At 60.8% G+C, this 17,189-nt stretch carries 10 protein-coding genes, 2 tRNA genes, 3 rRNA genes and 1 pseudogene; 15 read left to right on the top strand and 1 reads right to left on the bottom strand.

Features of this window, described 5'->3' with window-relative positions:
* Nucleotides 1-103: 103 nt before the first annotated feature.
* From fucP to rrf, 15 genes and pseudogenes are all read left to right on the top strand, one after another.
* Nucleotides 104-1,408 carry an L-fucose:H+ symporter permease gene (gene fucP, locus EWM63_RS00760; RefSeq protein ID WP_229487653.1) on the top strand — a complete coding sequence of 435 codons (1,305 nt, stop codon included), beginning with the start codon at nt 104-106 and terminating at the stop codon, nt 1,406-1,408.
* A complete protein-coding gene (locus EWM63_RS00755) occupies nt 1,401-2,165 on the top strand; it encodes an SDR family NAD(P)-dependent oxidoreductase (protein WP_130184843.1) in 765 nt (254 codons plus the stop codon). The genes fucP and EWM63_RS00755 overlap by 8 nt, the downstream gene beginning before the upstream one ends.
* A gap of 153 nt (nt 2,166-2,318) precedes the next feature.
* A complete protein-coding gene (locus tag EWM63_RS00750; protein WP_130184842.1) occupies nt 2,319-4,466 on the top strand; it encodes a TonB-dependent receptor in 2,148 nt (715 codons plus the stop codon).
* Nucleotides 4,450-4,743 carry a hypothetical protein gene (locus EWM63_RS00745; protein WP_130184841.1) on the top strand — a complete coding sequence of 98 codons (294 nt, stop codon included), beginning with the start codon at nt 4,450-4,452 and terminating at the stop codon, nt 4,741-4,743. The genes EWM63_RS00750 and EWM63_RS00745 overlap by 17 nt, the downstream gene beginning before the upstream one ends.
* A 6-nt stretch (nt 4,744-4,749) precedes the next feature.
* Nucleotides 4,750-6,315, top strand: a complete 1,566-nt coding sequence (locus tag EWM63_RS00740; RefSeq protein WP_130184840.1) for a PepSY-associated TM helix domain-containing protein — start codon at nt 4,750-4,752, stop codon at nt 6,313-6,315.
* Nucleotides 6,308-6,634 (top strand): DUF3325 domain-containing protein, encoded by a 327-nt coding sequence (locus tag EWM63_RS00735; RefSeq protein WP_165390706.1) that lies wholly within the window; start codon nt 6,308-6,310, stop codon nt 6,632-6,634. Before EWM63_RS00740 ends, EWM63_RS00735 begins: the two co-directional genes overlap by 8 nt.
* A gap of 219 nt (nt 6,635-6,853) precedes the next feature.
* Nucleotides 6,854-8,491 (top strand): annotated as a pseudogene (locus EWM63_RS00730) (TonB-dependent siderophore receptor); the annotation flags it as partial.
* A gap of 61 nt (nt 8,492-8,552) precedes the next feature.
* Nucleotides 8,553-9,011, top strand: coding sequence for a TonB-dependent receptor domain-containing protein (locus EWM63_RS33035; RefSeq protein WP_371861232.1), 459 nt, complete (start codon nt 8,553-8,555; stop codon nt 9,009-9,011).
* A 264-nt stretch (nt 9,012-9,275) separates the two neighbouring features.
* Nucleotides 9,276-9,857 carry a DUF2325 domain-containing protein gene (locus tag EWM63_RS00725; RefSeq protein WP_130184837.1) on the top strand — a complete coding sequence of 194 codons (582 nt, stop codon included), beginning with the start codon at nt 9,276-9,278 and terminating at the stop codon, nt 9,855-9,857.
* Nucleotides 9,858-9,988: 131 nt separating this feature from the next.
* Entirely contained in the window at nt 9,989-10,726 is a 738-nt protein-coding gene (locus EWM63_RS00720) for a DNA-binding protein (RefSeq protein WP_229487652.1), read from the top strand.
* A gap of 441 nt (nt 10,727-11,167) precedes the next feature.
* Nucleotides 11,168-12,698: ribosomal RNA gene (locus tag EWM63_RS00715) — 16S ribosomal RNA — on the top strand.
* A gap of 96 nt (nt 12,699-12,794) precedes the next feature.
* Nucleotides 12,795-12,871: transfer RNA gene (locus EWM63_RS00710), tRNA-Ile, on the top strand.
* A 27-nt stretch (nt 12,872-12,898) separates the two neighbouring features.
* Nucleotides 12,899-12,974 (top strand) — tRNA-Ala (locus EWM63_RS00705).
* A gap of 220 nt (nt 12,975-13,194) precedes the next feature.
* Nucleotides 13,195-16,085, top strand: a 23S ribosomal RNA gene (locus tag EWM63_RS00700).
* A 144-nt stretch (nt 16,086-16,229) separates the two neighbouring features.
* Nucleotides 16,230-16,342: ribosomal RNA gene (rrf, locus tag EWM63_RS00695) — 5S ribosomal RNA — on the top strand.
* Together the 16S, 23S and 5S rRNA genes with 2 tRNA genes alongside form the textbook arrangement of a ribosomal RNA operon.
* 374 nt (nt 16,343-16,716) lie before the next feature.
* On the opposite strand, the gene EWM63_RS00690 is transcribed toward rrf, so the two are convergent.
* Entirely contained in the window at nt 16,717-17,103 is a 387-nt protein-coding gene (locus EWM63_RS00690) for an NIPSNAP family protein (RefSeq protein ID WP_130184836.1), read from the bottom strand.
* Between the last annotated feature and the right edge of the window lie 86 nt (nt 17,104-17,189).

Below are 17,189 nucleotides of genomic sequence, written 5' to 3'. Positions count from 1 at the left end.
TCCCGCCGCCGCGCCGTGGCACCGGCGCGGCAGCCGCAGGGTGCCTGTCCTGACACGAAAACAAGGCCGCGCAATGTACGCGGCCCCACTGGAGACATCAGACATGACCGTACCGACCGCCCGGCGTTCCTACAAGTTCGCCTTCATGATGCTCACCACGCTGTTCTTCCTGTGGGGCTTCGTCCATAACCTCGATCCGATCCTGATCCCGCACCTGCGCCGTTCGTTCAGCCTGACGGTGCTGCAGGCCGCGCTGGTCGATTCAGCCGTCTACATCGCCTACTTCGTGATGGCGCTGCCCGCCGGGCTGCTGATCCGCCGGGCCGGTTACCGGTGCACGATCATCGCCGGCCTGCTGCTGTTCGGCATCGGCTCGCTGCTGTTCCTGCCGGCGGCCGACACGCACCGCTACGCGGTCTTCCTGGCCGCGCTGTTCATCATCGCCTGCGGGCTGACCTTGCTGGAAACGGCCGCCAATCCGTATGCTTCACTGCTCGGCCGGCCGGAACGGGCCACGCAGCGCCTGAACCTGGCGCAGTCGTTCAACGGCCTGGCCGCCGCCGTCGCGCCGATCGTGGGGGCGCGGCTGATCCTCGTCGAAGGGGCGAGCGACCAGCAGTTGCAGGCGATGACGGCAACCGCGCAGCAGGCCGCGCTGGCGGCCGAAGCGGCCAGCGTGAAGGGCCCCTACCTGGTGCTGGGCCTCGTCATCTTCGCCATCGCCGTCGTGTTCTATTTTATCCGGTTGCCCGAGCCGGAGCGCAAGGCGGCCGATCCGGATGAACGCGTGGCCGGCGCCATCGGGCGCGCCTGGCGGCACGGGCCGATCCGGCGGGCCGTCATCGCCCAGTTCTTCTACGTGGGTGCGCAGGTGTGCGTGTTCAGCTTCTTCATCCTGTTTGCCGCCAGCGCGGCCGGGCTGTCGCAGGTCGCCGCCGCCGATTACCTGGGCTGGGGGTGCGGCGTCGCGTTCGTGGTCGGCCGCTTTGCCGGCACCTGCGCGATGAAATACGTGGCGCCGGCGCGCCTCCTGCTCGTCTATGCGCTGCTTTGCGCGCTGCTGTCGGTGGTGACGATGTTCGCCAGTGGCATGGCCTGCGTGGCGGCGGTCATCGGCATGGTGTTCTTCATGTCGATCATGTTCCCCACCATTTTCGCCCTCGGCATCGCCGATGCGGGCGCCAGCACGGAAATGGGCAGCAGCCTGATCATCATGGCCATCGTCGGCGGCGCGCTGCTGCCGCTGGCGTTCGGCTTCGTCAGCGATGCCACGCACAGCCTGCAGCTGGCCTACGGCGTGCCGCTGGCATGCTTCCTCGTTGTCGCCTGGTTTGCCCGCACGGTGCTGGCCGCGGACCGCCTGGCGCCCATTCCACCCCTTACGAACGGAGCCTTGAAACGTGTTTAACCTGAACGACAAGAAGGCGGTCATCACCGGCGCCGGCAGCGGCATCGGCCGCGCCATCGCGAAAACGTTCGCCGCTCGCGGCGCCGCCGTCCACGTGCTCGACATCGGCGAAGACGCCGCCCGCGAGGTGGCCCAAGAGATCCGCCGCGATGGCGGCACGGCCACGGTCCACGCGTGCAACGTGACGTCGCAGGCCGACGTGCTGGCCACCTTTGCCGCCATCGGCCCGCTCGACATCCTCGTCAACAACGCCGGCATCGCCCACGTCGGCAAGGCCGACACGACCGCCGAGGCGGACTTCGACCGGGTGATGGCCGTCAACGTGAAGGGTGTCTACAACTGCCTGCACGCGGCCATCCCGCAGTTGCGGGCCAATGGCGGCGGAGTGATCCTGAACATGGCGTCCGTCGCGGCGCGGGTCGCCGTGGCAGACCGTTTCGCCTATTCCACCGGCAAGGGCGCGGTGATGGCGATGACGCTGTCGGTGGCCAAGGATTACATCCACGACGGCATACGCTGCAATTCGATCTCGCCGGGCCGCGTCCACACGCCATTCGTCGACGGGTTCCTGGCGAAGAACTATCCGGGCCGCGAGGCGGAGATGTTCGACAAGCTGTCGAAGACCCAGCCGATCGGGCGGATGGCGCAGCCGGACGAGGTGGCGGCGCTGGCGCTGTACCTGTGCAGCGACGAGGCATCGTTCATCACCGGCACGGATTACCCGATCGACGGCGGGTTCATCACGCTCAATTCCTGACCGGCTCCCTCGATGGAAGCGTTGACGAAAAAGCATTGCTTGCGCTAACATCGCCGATTCAGCCAGCCTCCAGCTTCCGCCAGCCGACAATCGACCATCCACACCGCCGTCCGACACCGGGTCGTTCGTCGTGGATGTCCGCTGAGGAAACGCATGCCGTCATCATCTTTGCCGCGCCACGGCGGCGCGCAGCTCGCCGCCGTGCTTGCGGTGCTCGTGTCCCAGGGCGCATTCGCCCAGGCCGACCCGGAGGCCGCGACCGTCGTCGTTTCCGCCACCCGCTCCAACCTCACCGCCGACGATGCGCCGCAGACGGTGCTCGTGATCGGCAAGGAAGACATCGCGCGGCAACTGGCCATCTCCGGCAATTCCTCCGACGTGCTGGCCAGCCTGCTGCCTTCGTTCGCGCCCAGCCGCGGGAAGATGACGGGCAGCGCCGAAACGCTGCGCGGGCGCACACCGCTGATCCTCGTCGACGGCGTTCCCCAATCGAACCCGCTGCGGCCCACCGGGCGTGAAGCGCACACGATCGACTATGCGCTGGTCGAACGCATCGAAGTGATCCAGGGCGCCAACGCCGTGAACGGCCTGGGGGCGACCGGCGGCACGATCAACATCGTCACGCGCCGGCCAGGCAAGGATACGCTCAGCCAGTCCCTCGACGTGCAGGCGACGCTGCCCACCACCGATATCGGCAGCAGCATTGGCAATAACACGATGAACTACAAGGCCGCGTACCGCCTGGAAGGCCGCGGCGATGCCTTCGATTACCTCTTCGCGCTCAGTTACGAAGACCAGGGCCTGCACCTGGATGGGCAGGGCAGGCCGCTCGGCACGGACAATACCCAGGGCGACCTGATGGACTCGCGCAGCTACGACGTGCTGGCCAAGCTGGGCTACGACATCGACGCGGACCAGCGCCTGCAGCTGTCGGTCAACCGCTACCGGCTGAAATCGAAGGCGGGCTACCTGGCGGTGGCGGGCGACCGCGCGCGCGGCATCCCGACCGTGTCGGTGGAAGGCAACCCTCCCGGCACGCCGCCGTGGAACGACGTGTGGACGACCGCGCTGACCTACCGCCACGCCAGCCTCGCCGGCATGGAGCTGTCGGCGATGGTCTTCAACCAGGAATTCGAGGGCCTGTTTGGCGCCGACAACTCGGCCACGTTCCAGGATCCGCTGATCGCGCCCGCTGGCACGCTGTACGACCAGTCGCGCATCGTGGCGTCGAAGTACGGCAGCAAGGTGGGGCTGACGAAATCCGACCTGCTGGACGGCCGGCTGAAGCTGACCGGCGGCTTCGACACGCTGTACGACAAGGGCGAACAGGATCTGTACGGCACTGGGCGCAACTACGTTCCGCCATCGGCATTCCGTAACCTGTCGCTGTTCCTGCAGGGCGAAGCGCAGGTAACGGATGCGCTGGCGCTGCACGCGGGCATCCGCCGCGAACGCTCCGACGTGCGCATCGACAGCTACACGACGCTGGCTTCGTTCCGCCGCGTGGCCGTGGAGGGCGGCAAGCTCGATTTCAACGAAACGCTCAAGAACGCCGGCCTCGTGTTCAAGCCGTTGCAGCCGGTCAGTCTGTTTGCCAGCTATTCGGAAGGTTTCGGCATGCCGGACATCGGCCGCGTGCTCCGTTCGATCAATACGCCCGGTGTCAGCGTGGCCCGCATGCGCGACCTGCAGCCGATCCTCACCCGCAGCGCGGAGGCCGGCGTGCGGATACGCGAAGGCGCGTGGGACCTGGATGCCAGCTGGTTCCGCTCGCGCTCCGACCTGGGCGCGCGCGTGGCCACCGTCAACGGCGCATTCGTCATGGCGCGCGAAAAGACCCGCATCGACGGGTTCGATGCCGCTGCAGGGTACCGCTTCGGCAAGGCGCACCGCGCGCGCATCGCCTATGCCCGCACCAATGGGCGCTACGACAGCGATGCCGACGGTACGCTGGACGCCAGGCTCGATGGCCTGAACGTGGCACCCGACCGCGTGATCGCCAGCTGGACGGCGGACTGGAACGGCCGGCTGTCGTCGTTCGTGCAGGCGCAGCATGCGTTCAGCGACACGTTCGACGATCCTGCGATGAACTTCGGCGGCTACACGCTGGTGGACGCCAGCGCGAACTGGAAGTTGCGGGAGGGTGGAAAGGTGCCACATGGCGAACTGCGCTTCGCGGTGTCCAATGTATTCGACCGTATGTACATCACGTATTTCTCGCAAAGCGCGCTGGTCGAGCCGAAACGCTATTTCGCCGGGCGTGGCCGCACGGTGAGCCTCGGCTATGCGCTGCGGTTCTGACGGGGTGCGCCCGGTGCTGCGCCTGTCATTGCGCCTGGTCGGCGCGATCGGCGGCGGCTACGCGTGCACCGCGCTGGCGGTGACCACGGGTGCCGCACTGCTGGCCGGGGCCGGCATGGTGCGCTCGGAAGCGGTGGTGCTGATGGCGATGCTGGGTTTTCCGCTGTACCTGGTGCTGCTGGTGTGGGGATTCGCGGTGCGCCGCGTGCGCACCCTGTGGCTCGTACTGGGCGCGCTGGCCGGCGCGCTGGCGCTGGCCGGGCTTGCCGCCGGCTGAACGCGCATGGGATCGACGTTCGGCAAGTCGATGGCCTGGCTGCACACGTGGGCCGGCGTGGTGCTCGGCGCCGTGCTGTTCGCCGTCTTCTGGACGGGCACGCTGATCCTCTATTGGGGCGAAATCGACCAGTGGATGATGCCGGATACGCGCCTCGCGCCCGTATCGGTAACGGCAACGGCAACGGCAACGGCAGCGGCGCCCGTGTCGCTGGACCGGGCGGCCCGGCTGGTACTGCCGCTGCTGCCGCGAGACGCCACGCAGTGGCGCATCGACCTGCCCACTTCGCGCACGCCCGTGGCCGCGTTCAGCTACAGGCTGCCCGGCGGCGAAGAACACACGCGGCTCGTCGACCCCTTGCGTTATCGCTTGCTGCCGGAGCAGGGCACGGACGGGGCTTCAGGCTTCCTGGTGCCGCTGCATTACAGCCTGCACCTGTCGTGGCGGGGCACCGGCAAGTGGCTGGTGGGCCTGGCCGGGATGGCGATGCTGGCGCTGCTCGCGTCGGGCATCGTGATCCACAGAAAGCTGGTCGCGCAATTGTTCACATTCCGGCCCCGCAAGCGCCTGCCGCGCAGCGCGCTGGACCTGCACAACCTGTCCGGCGTGCTGCTGCTGCCGTTCCATTGCATGCTGGCGCTGTCCGGCCTCGTCATCTTCATCACGGTGTACTTCCCGCAGGCCCACGTGGGCGTCTATGGCGGCGGCCCGAAGGCGAAGGCCGCCTTCATGGCGGAGGCATACGGCCGCCATACCCGCAAGAAGGAAGGCAAGCCCGGTGCGCTGGCCTCCCTGGATGCGATGCGGGCCGTTGCCGAACGGGAGTGGGGCGGGCGCGCGCCATATTTCGTGCGGGTGTGGCAGCCGGGCGATGCGGCCGCCGTCGTCGAGTTCCGGCGTTCCTATGCGCGGGAGGTAACGATGAACCTCGACCAGCTCTATTTCGATGCCGCTACCGGCAGGCCATTGTGGCGCTTCGAAGCCGGCCCGCTGATGACGGTGCAACGCGTGTTCTCGGGCGTGCATTTCGCCCGCTTCGACCATGGCACGCTGCGCGCCCTGTACCTTGCCGGCGGCCTGGGTGGCTGCGTGCTGGTCGCCACCGGCTTTCTGTTCTGGATCGAGGCGCGCCGCGGCCGGCATGCGCGCGACGCGCTCGGTGGTGTAAGGCTCGTGGAAGCGCTGGCGATCGGCGGCATGACCGGCATCGTGCTGGCCACGCTCGCGTATCTCGTAGCGAACCGGGTGCTGCCCGCGGATGCCATGCTGCCGGGCTGGGACCGTTCCGCACTTGAACGCGCCGCGTTCTACGGTGTGTGGCTGGCGGCCTTCGCGCATGCGTGGCTGTGCCGCACGGCGGCCTGGCGCGGGCAGTTGCTGGCCATTGCGGCGCTTGCCGTTGCCGCGGTGCTGATGAACTGGGTCACGACGGGCGACCACGTGCCGCGCGCACTACTGGACGGCATGCATGCGGTCGCGGGCATCGATACGGCGCTGCTGGCCCTGGCAGGCCTTGCGTGGCATGCCGCGCGACGCATCGGCGCGAAAAGCCAGGGCAGTGCCGATGGCTGACCTGCTGGCCACATTCGGCGCTTTGCTCATGTGCTGCACCGGCTGTGCGCTGCTGGCACTGTCGCAGCGCGAGCACTGGTCCCAGGCTGGCGGGCTGCTGCCTTTCCCGTCACCCCGTGCAGTGCGCAGGGCACGCGTTGTCGCGTCCATGCTGCTTGCCGGTGCGCTGGCTCCGTGCATTGCCTGGCATGGCGCCGGTTTCGGCACGCTGCTTTGGATCCTGCTGGTGGCTGCTGGTGGAAAGGGCATCGCCTTCACGCTGGCGTGGCGACCGCACTGGTTGGCGCCGCTGGCCTTCTTTATGTGCGATTCGGTATAACAATCCTCGTTTTTATTCCTTCATCAATGGGTTTTGGCCTTTTATGATGCGAATCAGTCAAGCCACTCAGCGTTATCCACGCTGGATGCGCCCCCGTGTTTGCGTGCCTGTCGCGATCGTGCCGCACACCTGACGAGTGTTCCGCCGCGTTGCGCCTGCCGAATCCCGCAGCCGTTTCGCCGGCAGGCGATCCCGTTAGAACAATCATCAGGAACCACCATGCATGCATCCCTTCCGGGCGTCCCTCGCCGGCGCCTTGGCCTGCTCGTTGCCGGCCTCTTTGCCACCGTGCCGCATTTCCATGCCATTGCGCAGGAAGCCACCGTCGGCGCCATGCTGACCGTGACCGTGACCGTCACCGGCGAGCGTGAAAGCGAAGCGAAACAGGCCCGCTCGCGCGGCGCGCTCGGTTCGCTGTCCGACCTGGAAACGCCGTTCGCCACGGCCACCGTCGGCAGTGAACAGCTCGAGGACAGGCAGGTCACCACGCTGGCCAACGTTTTTTCCGAAGATGCATCCGTCAGCACGAAAGGCGGCACCTACACGCAAAGCTCGTATGCGATCAACGTACGTGGCCTGACGCTGGACTTCACGAACGGCTACAAGATCGACGGCCAGCCGTTCCAGATGTATGGCGTGGAACTGCCGCTGGAAACCGTGGAATCGGTGCAGCTGCTGAAGGGGGCAACGGGCTTCCTGTACGGCTTCGCGGCGCCGGGCGGCATCATCAACTACGTGACGAAGCGGCCGACCGAGGAGCGTACGTTCAGCGCTTCCGCCGGCTACACAAGCGGTGGTCTGGTGCGCGAGCACATCGACGTTGGCGGAAGGGCCGGCGCGGATAACCGCTTCGGCTATCGCCTGAACCTGGCGCACGAAGAAGGCGATACCTATAACGGCGCGTCACTGAAACGCGACGCGGCATCGCTGGCGCTGGGTGCCCGGCTGGCGAAGGACGTCACGTGGAGTGCGAATTTCCTGTACCAGGAGCGCGACCTGCTGGGCGGCGTGCCGACCGTGTCGCTGCAGGCGTATCCGGCGGCGAGCGTTGGCCTGCCAGTGGCGCTGGACGGCCAGGCCGACCTGGGCGCCTACCCGACCACGTACTACGACTCGACGATGTACATGGGCACCACCGCGCTGGACTGGCGGATCAACCGCGACTGGAAGCTGAACGTCAACTACGGCTATTCGCTCAAGCGCATCGACAGCTCGATCGAAACGCTGTATCTGACGAGCCGCTCGGGCAACTACAGCAACCGCCTGAATCCGTTCTACCGGCCGGAACTGACTTACCACGCGGTGAACGCGCTCGTCGAAGGCGGCTTCACCACGGGCGCGCTGAGGCACCGCGTGTCGTTCGGCGCGGGCCGCCAGACACTGACCCGCATGCTGAACGTGCAGTCGGCATTGAGCCTGTTCGGTCCGAACACGGTGGGCAACCTGTATGCGCCGCCGCCGGCACTGGTCGACACATCCTTCAACGACCCGCGCGTGTTCAAGATTTCGGACTACGCGCAGAAGTCGCTGTTCGCCAGCGACAACATCGACATCGGCGAGCACTGGTCGGTGCTGGCCGGCGTGCGCTGGATGGATTACCGCAACCTGAACTGGAACGCGGCCGGGGCGCAGACGTCGGATTATCACGAGAAACCGACCACGCCGACCGTCGCGCTGCTGTACAAGCCCTCGTCGAACACCACTGTCTACGCGAGCTACGTGGAAGCGCTGGAAGATGGCGGCACGGTCGCCACCACGTATGCCAACGCCAACGAGTCGCTGCCGCCGCTGACCAGCCGGCAGGCCGAACTGGGCGTGAAGACCGACCAGGGCAATTGGGGCGCTTCCGCGGCCGTGTTCCGCGTCAAGCGGGGGGGCGGCCTACGCGGACTACAGCAGCAACCCGCAGGGCATCTACGTGCAGGCCGGCGAACTGCGTTACCAGGGACTGGAAGTGAATGGCCACGCCGACCTGCAACGCTGGCTGACCGTCAACGCTGGCGCCACCTGGCTCGATGCCGAGTATCGTGCCACGACGCCGGCGATCGTGGGCAACCGCATCGAGAGCACGCCGCGCTTCCAGGCCGTGCTGGGCGTGAACGCGAAAGTGCCGCAAGTGGCCGGTCTTTCGCTGCATGCGGATGCCAGCTACGTCGGCGCGCAGAAGGTGAACAGTGCCAACACGTTCGAGGTGCCGGCAGTGACGCTGGTGAACGCCGGCGGCGCGTACCGCACGCGCATCCGCGACCACTACGTAACGTTCCGCGTGCAGGTGAACAACCTGGCGAATCGCGCCTACTGGTATTCGACAAGCTCGAACACGCTGCAGATCGGTGCGCCGCGCCAGGTGTCCGTCAACGCGCGCTTCGACTATTAAGGCAAGACGCATCGAGTCCGCGACGGATCGGGCCGATGGTGACAAGGGCGGTTCGGTCCGTGCTTGCCCGACCGCGCGGGCACCTTCGTGCCTGGACGCGCGAACCTCGGCCAGTGGCCAGAACGCCAGTCATTCGCAATTTCGCACGCCATTAAGGGGAATTTAAAGTACCGCTTGCATGATGATCATTGTTGTTGTAATGAGAATCATTCGCAATTAGAATGGTATGGGCATTCAGGCCAGGGCTTCAGAAAGGAACACACGATGCAGGTAACCGCCGACGATTTCGACCAACTGCTCCAGGAACATGCCGCGCTGCTGCGTGCCTACGGCGCCGTGCAGGTGCGCTGCACCGAGCAATTGCAGGTGCAGGCCCGCGAGATCGGGCGGCTCGATGCCGAGGCGATGCGGCTGCGCGCGGAGCTGATCCGGCGGGATACCGCGCTGGCCTGGGCGAAGGAGGATCGAGCCGCACTGGAACACGCCATTCCGGGGCTTGCCCGGCGCGAGAAACTGGCGCAGCACGTGACAGCCTTGCAGGCGCGCGTGCGGGAACTGTCGGACGAACTGCAGTGGCGCGACATGCGCATGGCGCTGGAGCGGCCCGTCACCCAGCCGGCGGCCGCGGCCGACGATTTTGCTGCCCTCGAAGCCGATCTCGCCGCGGCCGACCTGGTCATCTGCCAGACGGGCTGCATGAGCCACGGCGCCTACTGGCGCGTGCAGGACCATTGCAAGCGCACGGGCAAGGCATGCGTGCTGGTTGAAAAACCGGACGCGCTGCACATCGTGCGCATCCAGCGGGCCGGGGAAGGGGAGGCTTTGGTCGCATCGCAGCAGGGCTGACGGCGGCCAAGCCAGGCCGGTACCGGCCTGGCCGGCGCGTCAGCTCGACAATAGAGTCATGCAATTGCCGGGTGTCCGGCTCCGCCAAGGTCGTGCCGGCAAAAAAGCTTCTGTAGTAAGCTGCGCCCATCATGCAACGGACGGATGACATGCAGGAACAGACACCCACATTCGAAGAGGTAGCAGCGGCCGCGAGTGCCCTGCACAACGATGGCAACCCTGTCACGGTCGAGGCGGTACGCGACGCGCTCGGCACGGGTTCGGCCACCGCCATCCACAAGCATCTCGCGGCCTGGCGAGCGGACAATGTTCCGCCACCCGAGGCGCCGAAAGCGGAAATCCCCGAGCCGCTGGTGGCCGCGCTGGCAGACTGGGCGCGCCAGTTCGCCGAACAGTCCGGTGCCGGGAACCGGGACAAGCTGGCCCAGGCCGAGAGCGACCTGGACGCGCTGGCGCGTGCCGGAGAACTGCTGGAAGAGGAGCGGGACGATCTGCTGTCGCAGCTGTCGACGGCGAACGCACTCGCTGCCGAGCGTGCCGAACAGATCGAACGCCTCACCGTGGAGCTGCGGGATGCGCGTGAGGTCGCCACCAACGCCCTGGTCGGCAAGGCAAAGGACCAGCTGGCGATCGACGGCAAGGAGCGGCAACTGGTCGACCTGCGTTCCCAGCTGGAGCGCAGCATGGCCTCGGCCGCGTCCGACTCCGATGCCCGGCTGACGGCCGAGATGGAACTCGTCGGCGCGGTCACTGCGCGCGACAACTATGCGTCCGAACTGAAGGCACTCCGGGCCCAGCTCGAATCGCTGAATGCGGACCGCACGGCCTTGCGGGCCGAGGTCGACGGTTTGCGCACGCGGCGATCCTGACAGTCGCAATAAATTCGTCGAAAAGGGGCTTGTGGATGGGCAGGGCGTTTGCTATAGTTCTGTCCCTCGCAGCAACGCAGCTGTCACGAAAGTGAAACAAGCAAGTTGAGGCGGGACAGAAAGAAGCTTGACGAATCGCACGAAACACTCGATAATCTTGCCTCTCTGCTGATGACAAACACAACGATTTGTCGCCGGATGGAACGAAAGTTCACCGGATCCGCAGCAAGCCCGAAGTTGAAAATAGTTGGGCAGAATTCTTTAACAATCAACAGTCGATAAGTGTGGGCGTTTGATGCGATGTGCCTCCGGACTTCGGTCCGGAATGCTCAAAATATAGCAACAAACGCTTACACAAGAAATAAACGTAATCATCTTCGGATGATTCGTCAGTATCTTGAGTGAGTGACCTCCGATAGCAGTATCGGAAAAACAGAGATTAAACTGAAGAGTTTGATCCTGGCTCAGATTGAACGCTGGCGGCATGCTTTACACATGCAAGTCGAACGGTAACAGGGAGCTTGCTCCGCTGACGAGTGGCGAACGGGTGAGTAATATATCGGAACGTGCCCAAGAGTGGGGGATAACGTAGCGAAAGTTACGCTAATACCGCATACGATCTAAGGATGAAAGTGGGGGATCGCAAGACCTCATGCTCCTGGAGCGGCCGATATCTGATTAGCTAGTTGGTGAGGTAAAAGCTCACCAAGGCGACGATCAGTAGCTGGTCTGAGAGGACGACCAGCCACACTGGAACTGAGACACGGTCCAGACTCCTACGGGAGGCAGCAGTGGGGAATTTTGGACAATGGGGGCAACCCTGATCCAGCAATGCCGCGTGAGTGAAGAAGGCCTTCGGGTTGTAAAGCTCTTTTGTCAGGGAAGAAAAGGGTACGGCTAATATCCGTGCCTCATGACGGTACCTGAAGAATAAGCACCGGCTAACTACGTGCCAGCAGCCGCGGTAATACGTAGGGTGCAAGCGTTAATCGGAATTACTGGGCGTAAAGCGTGCGCAGGCGGTTTTGTAAGTCTGTTGTGAAATCCCCGGGCTTAACCTGGGAATGGCAATGGAGACTGCAAGGCTAGAGTTTGGCAGAGGGGGGTAGAATTCCACGTGTAGCAGTGAAATGCGTAGAGATGTGGAGGAACACCGATGGCGAAGGCAGCCCCCTGGGTCAAGACTGACGCTCATGCACGAAAGCGTGGGGAGCAAACAGGATTAGATACCCTGGTAGTCCACGCCCTAAACGATGTCTACTAGTTGTTGGGTCTTAATTGACTTAGTAACGCAGCTAACGCGTGAAGTAGACCGCCTGGGGAGTACGGTCGCAAGATTAAAACTCAAAGGAATTGACGGGGACCCGCACAAGCGGTGGATGATGTGGATTAATTCGATGCAACGCGAAAAACCTTACCTACCCTTGACATGTCAGGAATCCTGGAGAGATCCGGGAGTGCCCGAAAGGGAACCTGAACACAGGTGCTGCATGGCTGTCGTCAGCTCGTGTCGTGAGATGTTGGGTTAAGTCCCGCAACGAGCGCAACCCTTGTCATTAGTTGCTACGAAAGAGCACTCTAATGAGACTGCCGGTGACAAACCGGAGGAAGGTGGGGATGACGTCAAGTCCTCATGGCCCTTATGGGTAGGGCTTCACACGTCATACAATGGTACATACAGAGGGCCGCCAACCCGCGAGGGGGAGCTAATCCCAGAAAGTGTATCGTAGTCCGGATTGTAGTCTGCAACTCGACTGCATGAAGTTGGAATCGCTAGTAATCGCGGATCAGCATGTCGCGGTGAATACGTTCCCGGGTCTTGTACACACCGCCCGTCACACCATGGGAGCGGGTTTTACCAGAAGTAGGTAGCTTAACCGCAAGGAGGGCGCTTACCACGGTAGGATTCGTGACTGGGGTGAAGTCGTAACAAGGTAGCCGTATCGGAAGGTGCGGCTGGATCACCTCCTTTCTAGAGTCGGCACGGATCGCAAGATCGTGCATCAAACGCTCACACTTATCGACTGTCGAATGAAGAAGAAACAGTAGCACCGCTAGGTAACAATGCGGGTCTGTAGCTCAGCTGGTTAGAGCACCGTGTTGATAACGCGGGGGTCGTTGGTTCGAGCCCAACCAGACCCACCACGTATCAAGCACAAAGTTGTATCCCATGGGGGATTAGCTCAGCTGGGAGAGCACCTGCTTTGCAAGCAGGGGGTCGTCGGTTCGATCCCGTCATCCTCCACCAACGCATCTACTCAAGATATTAAACGTAAGCGTGACGAGTTCACTTTTATGTTTAGTCTTTTAGAGACTACTGCTGTTTCGTTCTTTAACAATCTGGAAGAAGTAAAGTTTTATTAAGCGTGCGAGACATCGCACACTTAGGGTAGTGTCCGAAAGGACGCATACAAAAACTCATCAAACACAGTAGTAAATGCTTGTAGCTATAGCCGTCAAGGTTATAGGGACAAGTGAATAAGTGCACATGGTGGATGCCTTGGCGATTACAGGCGATGAAGGACGTAGAAGTCTGCGATAAGCTTCGGGGAGCTGACAAACGAGCATTGATCCGAAGATTTCCGAATGGGGAAACCCGGCCTTATAGGTCATCACTCACTGAATACATAGGTGTGTGAAGCGAACGCGGCGAACTGAAACATCTAAGTAGCTGCAGGAAAAGAAATCAACCGAGATTCCCAAAGTAGTGGCGAGCGAAATGGGAAGAGCCTGCATGTGATAGTCGGACTGGTAGTGGAACGCATTGGAAACTGCGGCCATAGCGGGTGATAGCCCCGTACGCGAAATCAGACCGGTGGTACTAAGCATGCGACAAGTAGGGCGGGACACGAGAAATCCTGTCTGAATATGGGGGGACCATCCTCCAAGGCTAAATACTCGTAATCGACCGATAGTGAACCAGTACCGTGAGGGAAAGGCGAAAAGAACCCCGGGAGGGGAGTGAAATAGATCCTGAAACCGTGTGCATACAAACAGTCGGAGCGGACTTGTTCCGTGACGGCGTACCTTTTGTATAATGGGTCAGCGACTTACATTCAGTAGCGAGGTTAACCGAATAGGGGAGCCGCAGAGAAATCGAGTCCGAACAGGGCGTTAGTTGCTGGGTGTAGACCCGAAACCAAGTGATCTATCCATGGCCAGGTTGAAGGTGCGGTAACACGCACTGGAGGACCGAACCCACTAATGTTGAAAAATTAGGGGATGAGCTGTGGATAGGGGTGAAAGGCTAAACAAACTTGGAAATAGCTGGTTCTCTCCGAAAACTATTTAGGTAGTGCCTCAAGTATCACCATCGGGGGTAGAGCACTGTTATGGCTAGGGGGTCATCGCGACTTACCAAACCATTGCAAACTCCGAATACCGATGAGTGCGAGCTTGGGAGACAGACATCGGGTGCTAACGTCCGGTGTCAAGAGGGAAACAACCCAGACCGCCAGCTAAGGTCCCAAAGATTGGCTAAGTGGAAAACGAAGTGGGAAGGCTAAAACAGTCAGGATGTTGGCTTAGAAGCAGCCATCATTTAAAGAAAGCGTAATAGCTCACTGATCGAGTCGTCCTGCGCGGAAGATGTAACGGGGCTAAGCCAGTCACCGAAGCTGCGGATATATTTCTCGTAATTTATTACTTGATCTATATGGTAGGAGAGCGTTCTGTAAGCCTGCGAAGGTGTCTTGTAAAGGATGCTGGAGGTATCAGAAGTGCGAATGCTGACATGAGTAGCGATAATGCGGGTGAAAAGCCCGCACGCCGTAAGCCCAAGGTTTCCTGTTCAACGTTCATCGGAGCAGGGTGAGTCGGCCCCTAAGGCGAGGCAGAGATGCGTAGCTGATGGGAAGCAGGTTAATATTCCTGCACCGTCGTATGATGCGATGGGGGGACGGATCGCGGAAGGTTGTCTGACTGTTGGAATAGTCAGTTTCTGGTTCATAGAAGGTGCTTAGGCAAATCCGGGCACATAATTCAAGGGACTGGGACGAAGGATCATTGATCCTGTAGCAATCGGAAGTGGTTCCAAGAAAAGCCTCTAAGCTTCAGTCATACGAGACCGTACCGCAAACCGACACAGGTGGGCGAGATGAGTATTCTAAGGCGCTTGAGAGAACTCGGGAGAAGGAACTCGGCAAATTGGTACCGTAACTTCGGGAAAAGGTACGCCCCAGTAGCTTGACTGCTTTACTGCAGAAGGGTGACAGGGTTGCAATAAAATGGTGGCTGCGACTGTTTAATAAAAACACAGCACTCTGCAAACACGAAAGTGGACGTATAGGGTGTGACGCCTGCCCGGTGCTGGAAGATTAAATGATGGGGTGCAAGCTCTTGATTGAAGTCCCAGTAAACGGCGGCCGTAACTATAACGGTCCTAAGGTAGCGAAATTCCTTGTCGGGTAAGTTCCGACCTGCACGAATGGCGTAACGATGGCCACACTGTCTCCTCCCGAGACTCAGCGAAGTTGAAGTGTTTGTGATGATGCAATCTACCCGCGGCTAGACGGAAAGACCCCATGAACCTTTACTGTAGCTTTGCATTGGACTTTGAACCAATCTGTGTAGGATAGGTGGGAGGCTTTGAAGCGGGGACGCCAGTTCTCGTGGAGCCAACCTTGAAATACCACCCTGGTTTGTTTGAGGTTCTAACCTTGGTCCGTTATCCGGATCGGGGACAGTGCATGGTAGGCAGTTTGACTGGGGCGGTCTCCTCCTAAAGTGTAACGGAGGAGTTCGAAGGTACGCTAGGTACGGTCGGACATCGTGCTAATAGTGCAATGGCATAAGCGTGCTTAACTGCGAGACCGACAAGTCGAGCAGGTACGAAAGTAGGACATAGTGATCCGGTGGTTCTGTATGGAAGGGCCATCGCTCAACGGATAAAAGGTACTCTGGGGATAACAGGCTGATTCCTCCCAAGAGTTCATATCGACGGGGAGTTTGGCACCTCGATGTCGGCTCATCACATCCTGGGGCTGTAGCCGGTCCCAAGGGTATGGCTGTTCGCCATTTAAAGTGGTACGTGAGCTGGGTTTAAAACGTCGTGAGACAGTTTGGTCCCTATCTGCCGTGGGCGTTGGAAATTTGAAGGGGGCTGCTCCTAGTACGAGAGGACCGGAGTGGACGAACCTCTGGTGTACCGGTTGTCACGCCAGTGGCATTGCCGGGTAGCTAAGTTCGGAAGAGATAACCGCTGAAAGCATCTAAGCGGGAAACTTGCCTTAAGATGAGATTTCCCGGAGCCTTGAGCTCCTTGAAGGGTCGTTCGAGACCAGGACGTTGATAGGTCAGGTGTGGAAGTGCAGTAATGCATTAAGCTAACTGATACTAATTGCCCGTACGGCTTGTCCCTATAACCTTGACGGTTATGAACCAATAATGGTTCCTTGCATTTACTCTTTGATGAGATGTAGTTAAACACTACAACCCAACTTTACTTCTTCCGGATTGAGCAGTGGCGTTGCCCCATAGGGAACGGCACTGCGTACAAGTCATGCCTGATGACCATAGCAAGTTGGTCCCACCCCTTCCCATCCCGAACAGGACCGTGAAACGACTTTGCGCCGATGATAGTGCTGCAACCAGTGTGAAAGTAGGTTATCGTCAGGCTGTTACATAGAAAAACCCCGCTAGCGTGTGCTGGCGGGGTTTTTTGCTTTTGTAGCTCGAAAACCGGTGACAGACACTAATGCCGTTCAGATAAGCCAAACCCAGAGGCAGGTTCCGGGGTCAGACCCGCCGGGTCTGACCCCAGCCCTTTACTTTTGGGGTGTCTGCATGCGGGTCAACATCGCGGCCAAGCACTAACTGAACGGCATTAGTGACAGACACCGGTTTTTTTGGAAATATTTCAAAGTAATTGGTGTCTGGCACCGGTTTTGGGCTGTACAGGTAAGAACCCCGCTGGCGTGTGCTGGCGGGGTTTTTTGCTTTTACGGTTTGAAAACCGGTGACCGACACCAGTTTTTCGGAAATGTTTCAGATTAACTAGTGCCTGTCACCGGTTTTGAAACAGAGCCAGCATTCTCGTCCATATACTGGTTGGACCTTCTTAGATCATTTACCCCTGTCTCTGAAAGCCAGACAAGCGTATCCAGGGAGTTTTCAATTTTATTCACTATTTCTTCTCGCGGTCCATTGCGCCATTCTTGAGATCCATAAAAATGGTCTTGACGATTCTTCAGGTCTGCCAAGTCCTGATAGGAGCGAATGAGAAAATAGCCATCCTCCTGGTGCAGGGACGGCCCGAATGCCACCACCTCGGTACCCCAATCAGTCAGCATGGGAACCGCCTTTTTGCTGAAAAGCTGATGGAACACTCTAGTGGTTCCCGGCTTGAGTTTGTACGAACGAATTTCGATAAGGCGCATGATCGATGTGATATTTTTTGATTATTGAATTTTGCTGCGAGAAGTATATTGCATGCAAGCTGCGCAGGAATCGAACTTTGAAAATG

Source organism: Pseudoduganella lutea (genome assembly GCF_004209755.1).
In the GTDB taxonomy this organism is placed as follows: Bacteria; Pseudomonadota; Gammaproteobacteria; order Burkholderiales; family Burkholderiaceae_D; genus Rugamonas; species Rugamonas lutea.
Note: the sequence above shows the minus strand (reverse complement) of the source record. Positions and strands in the feature narration are given on the sequence as shown.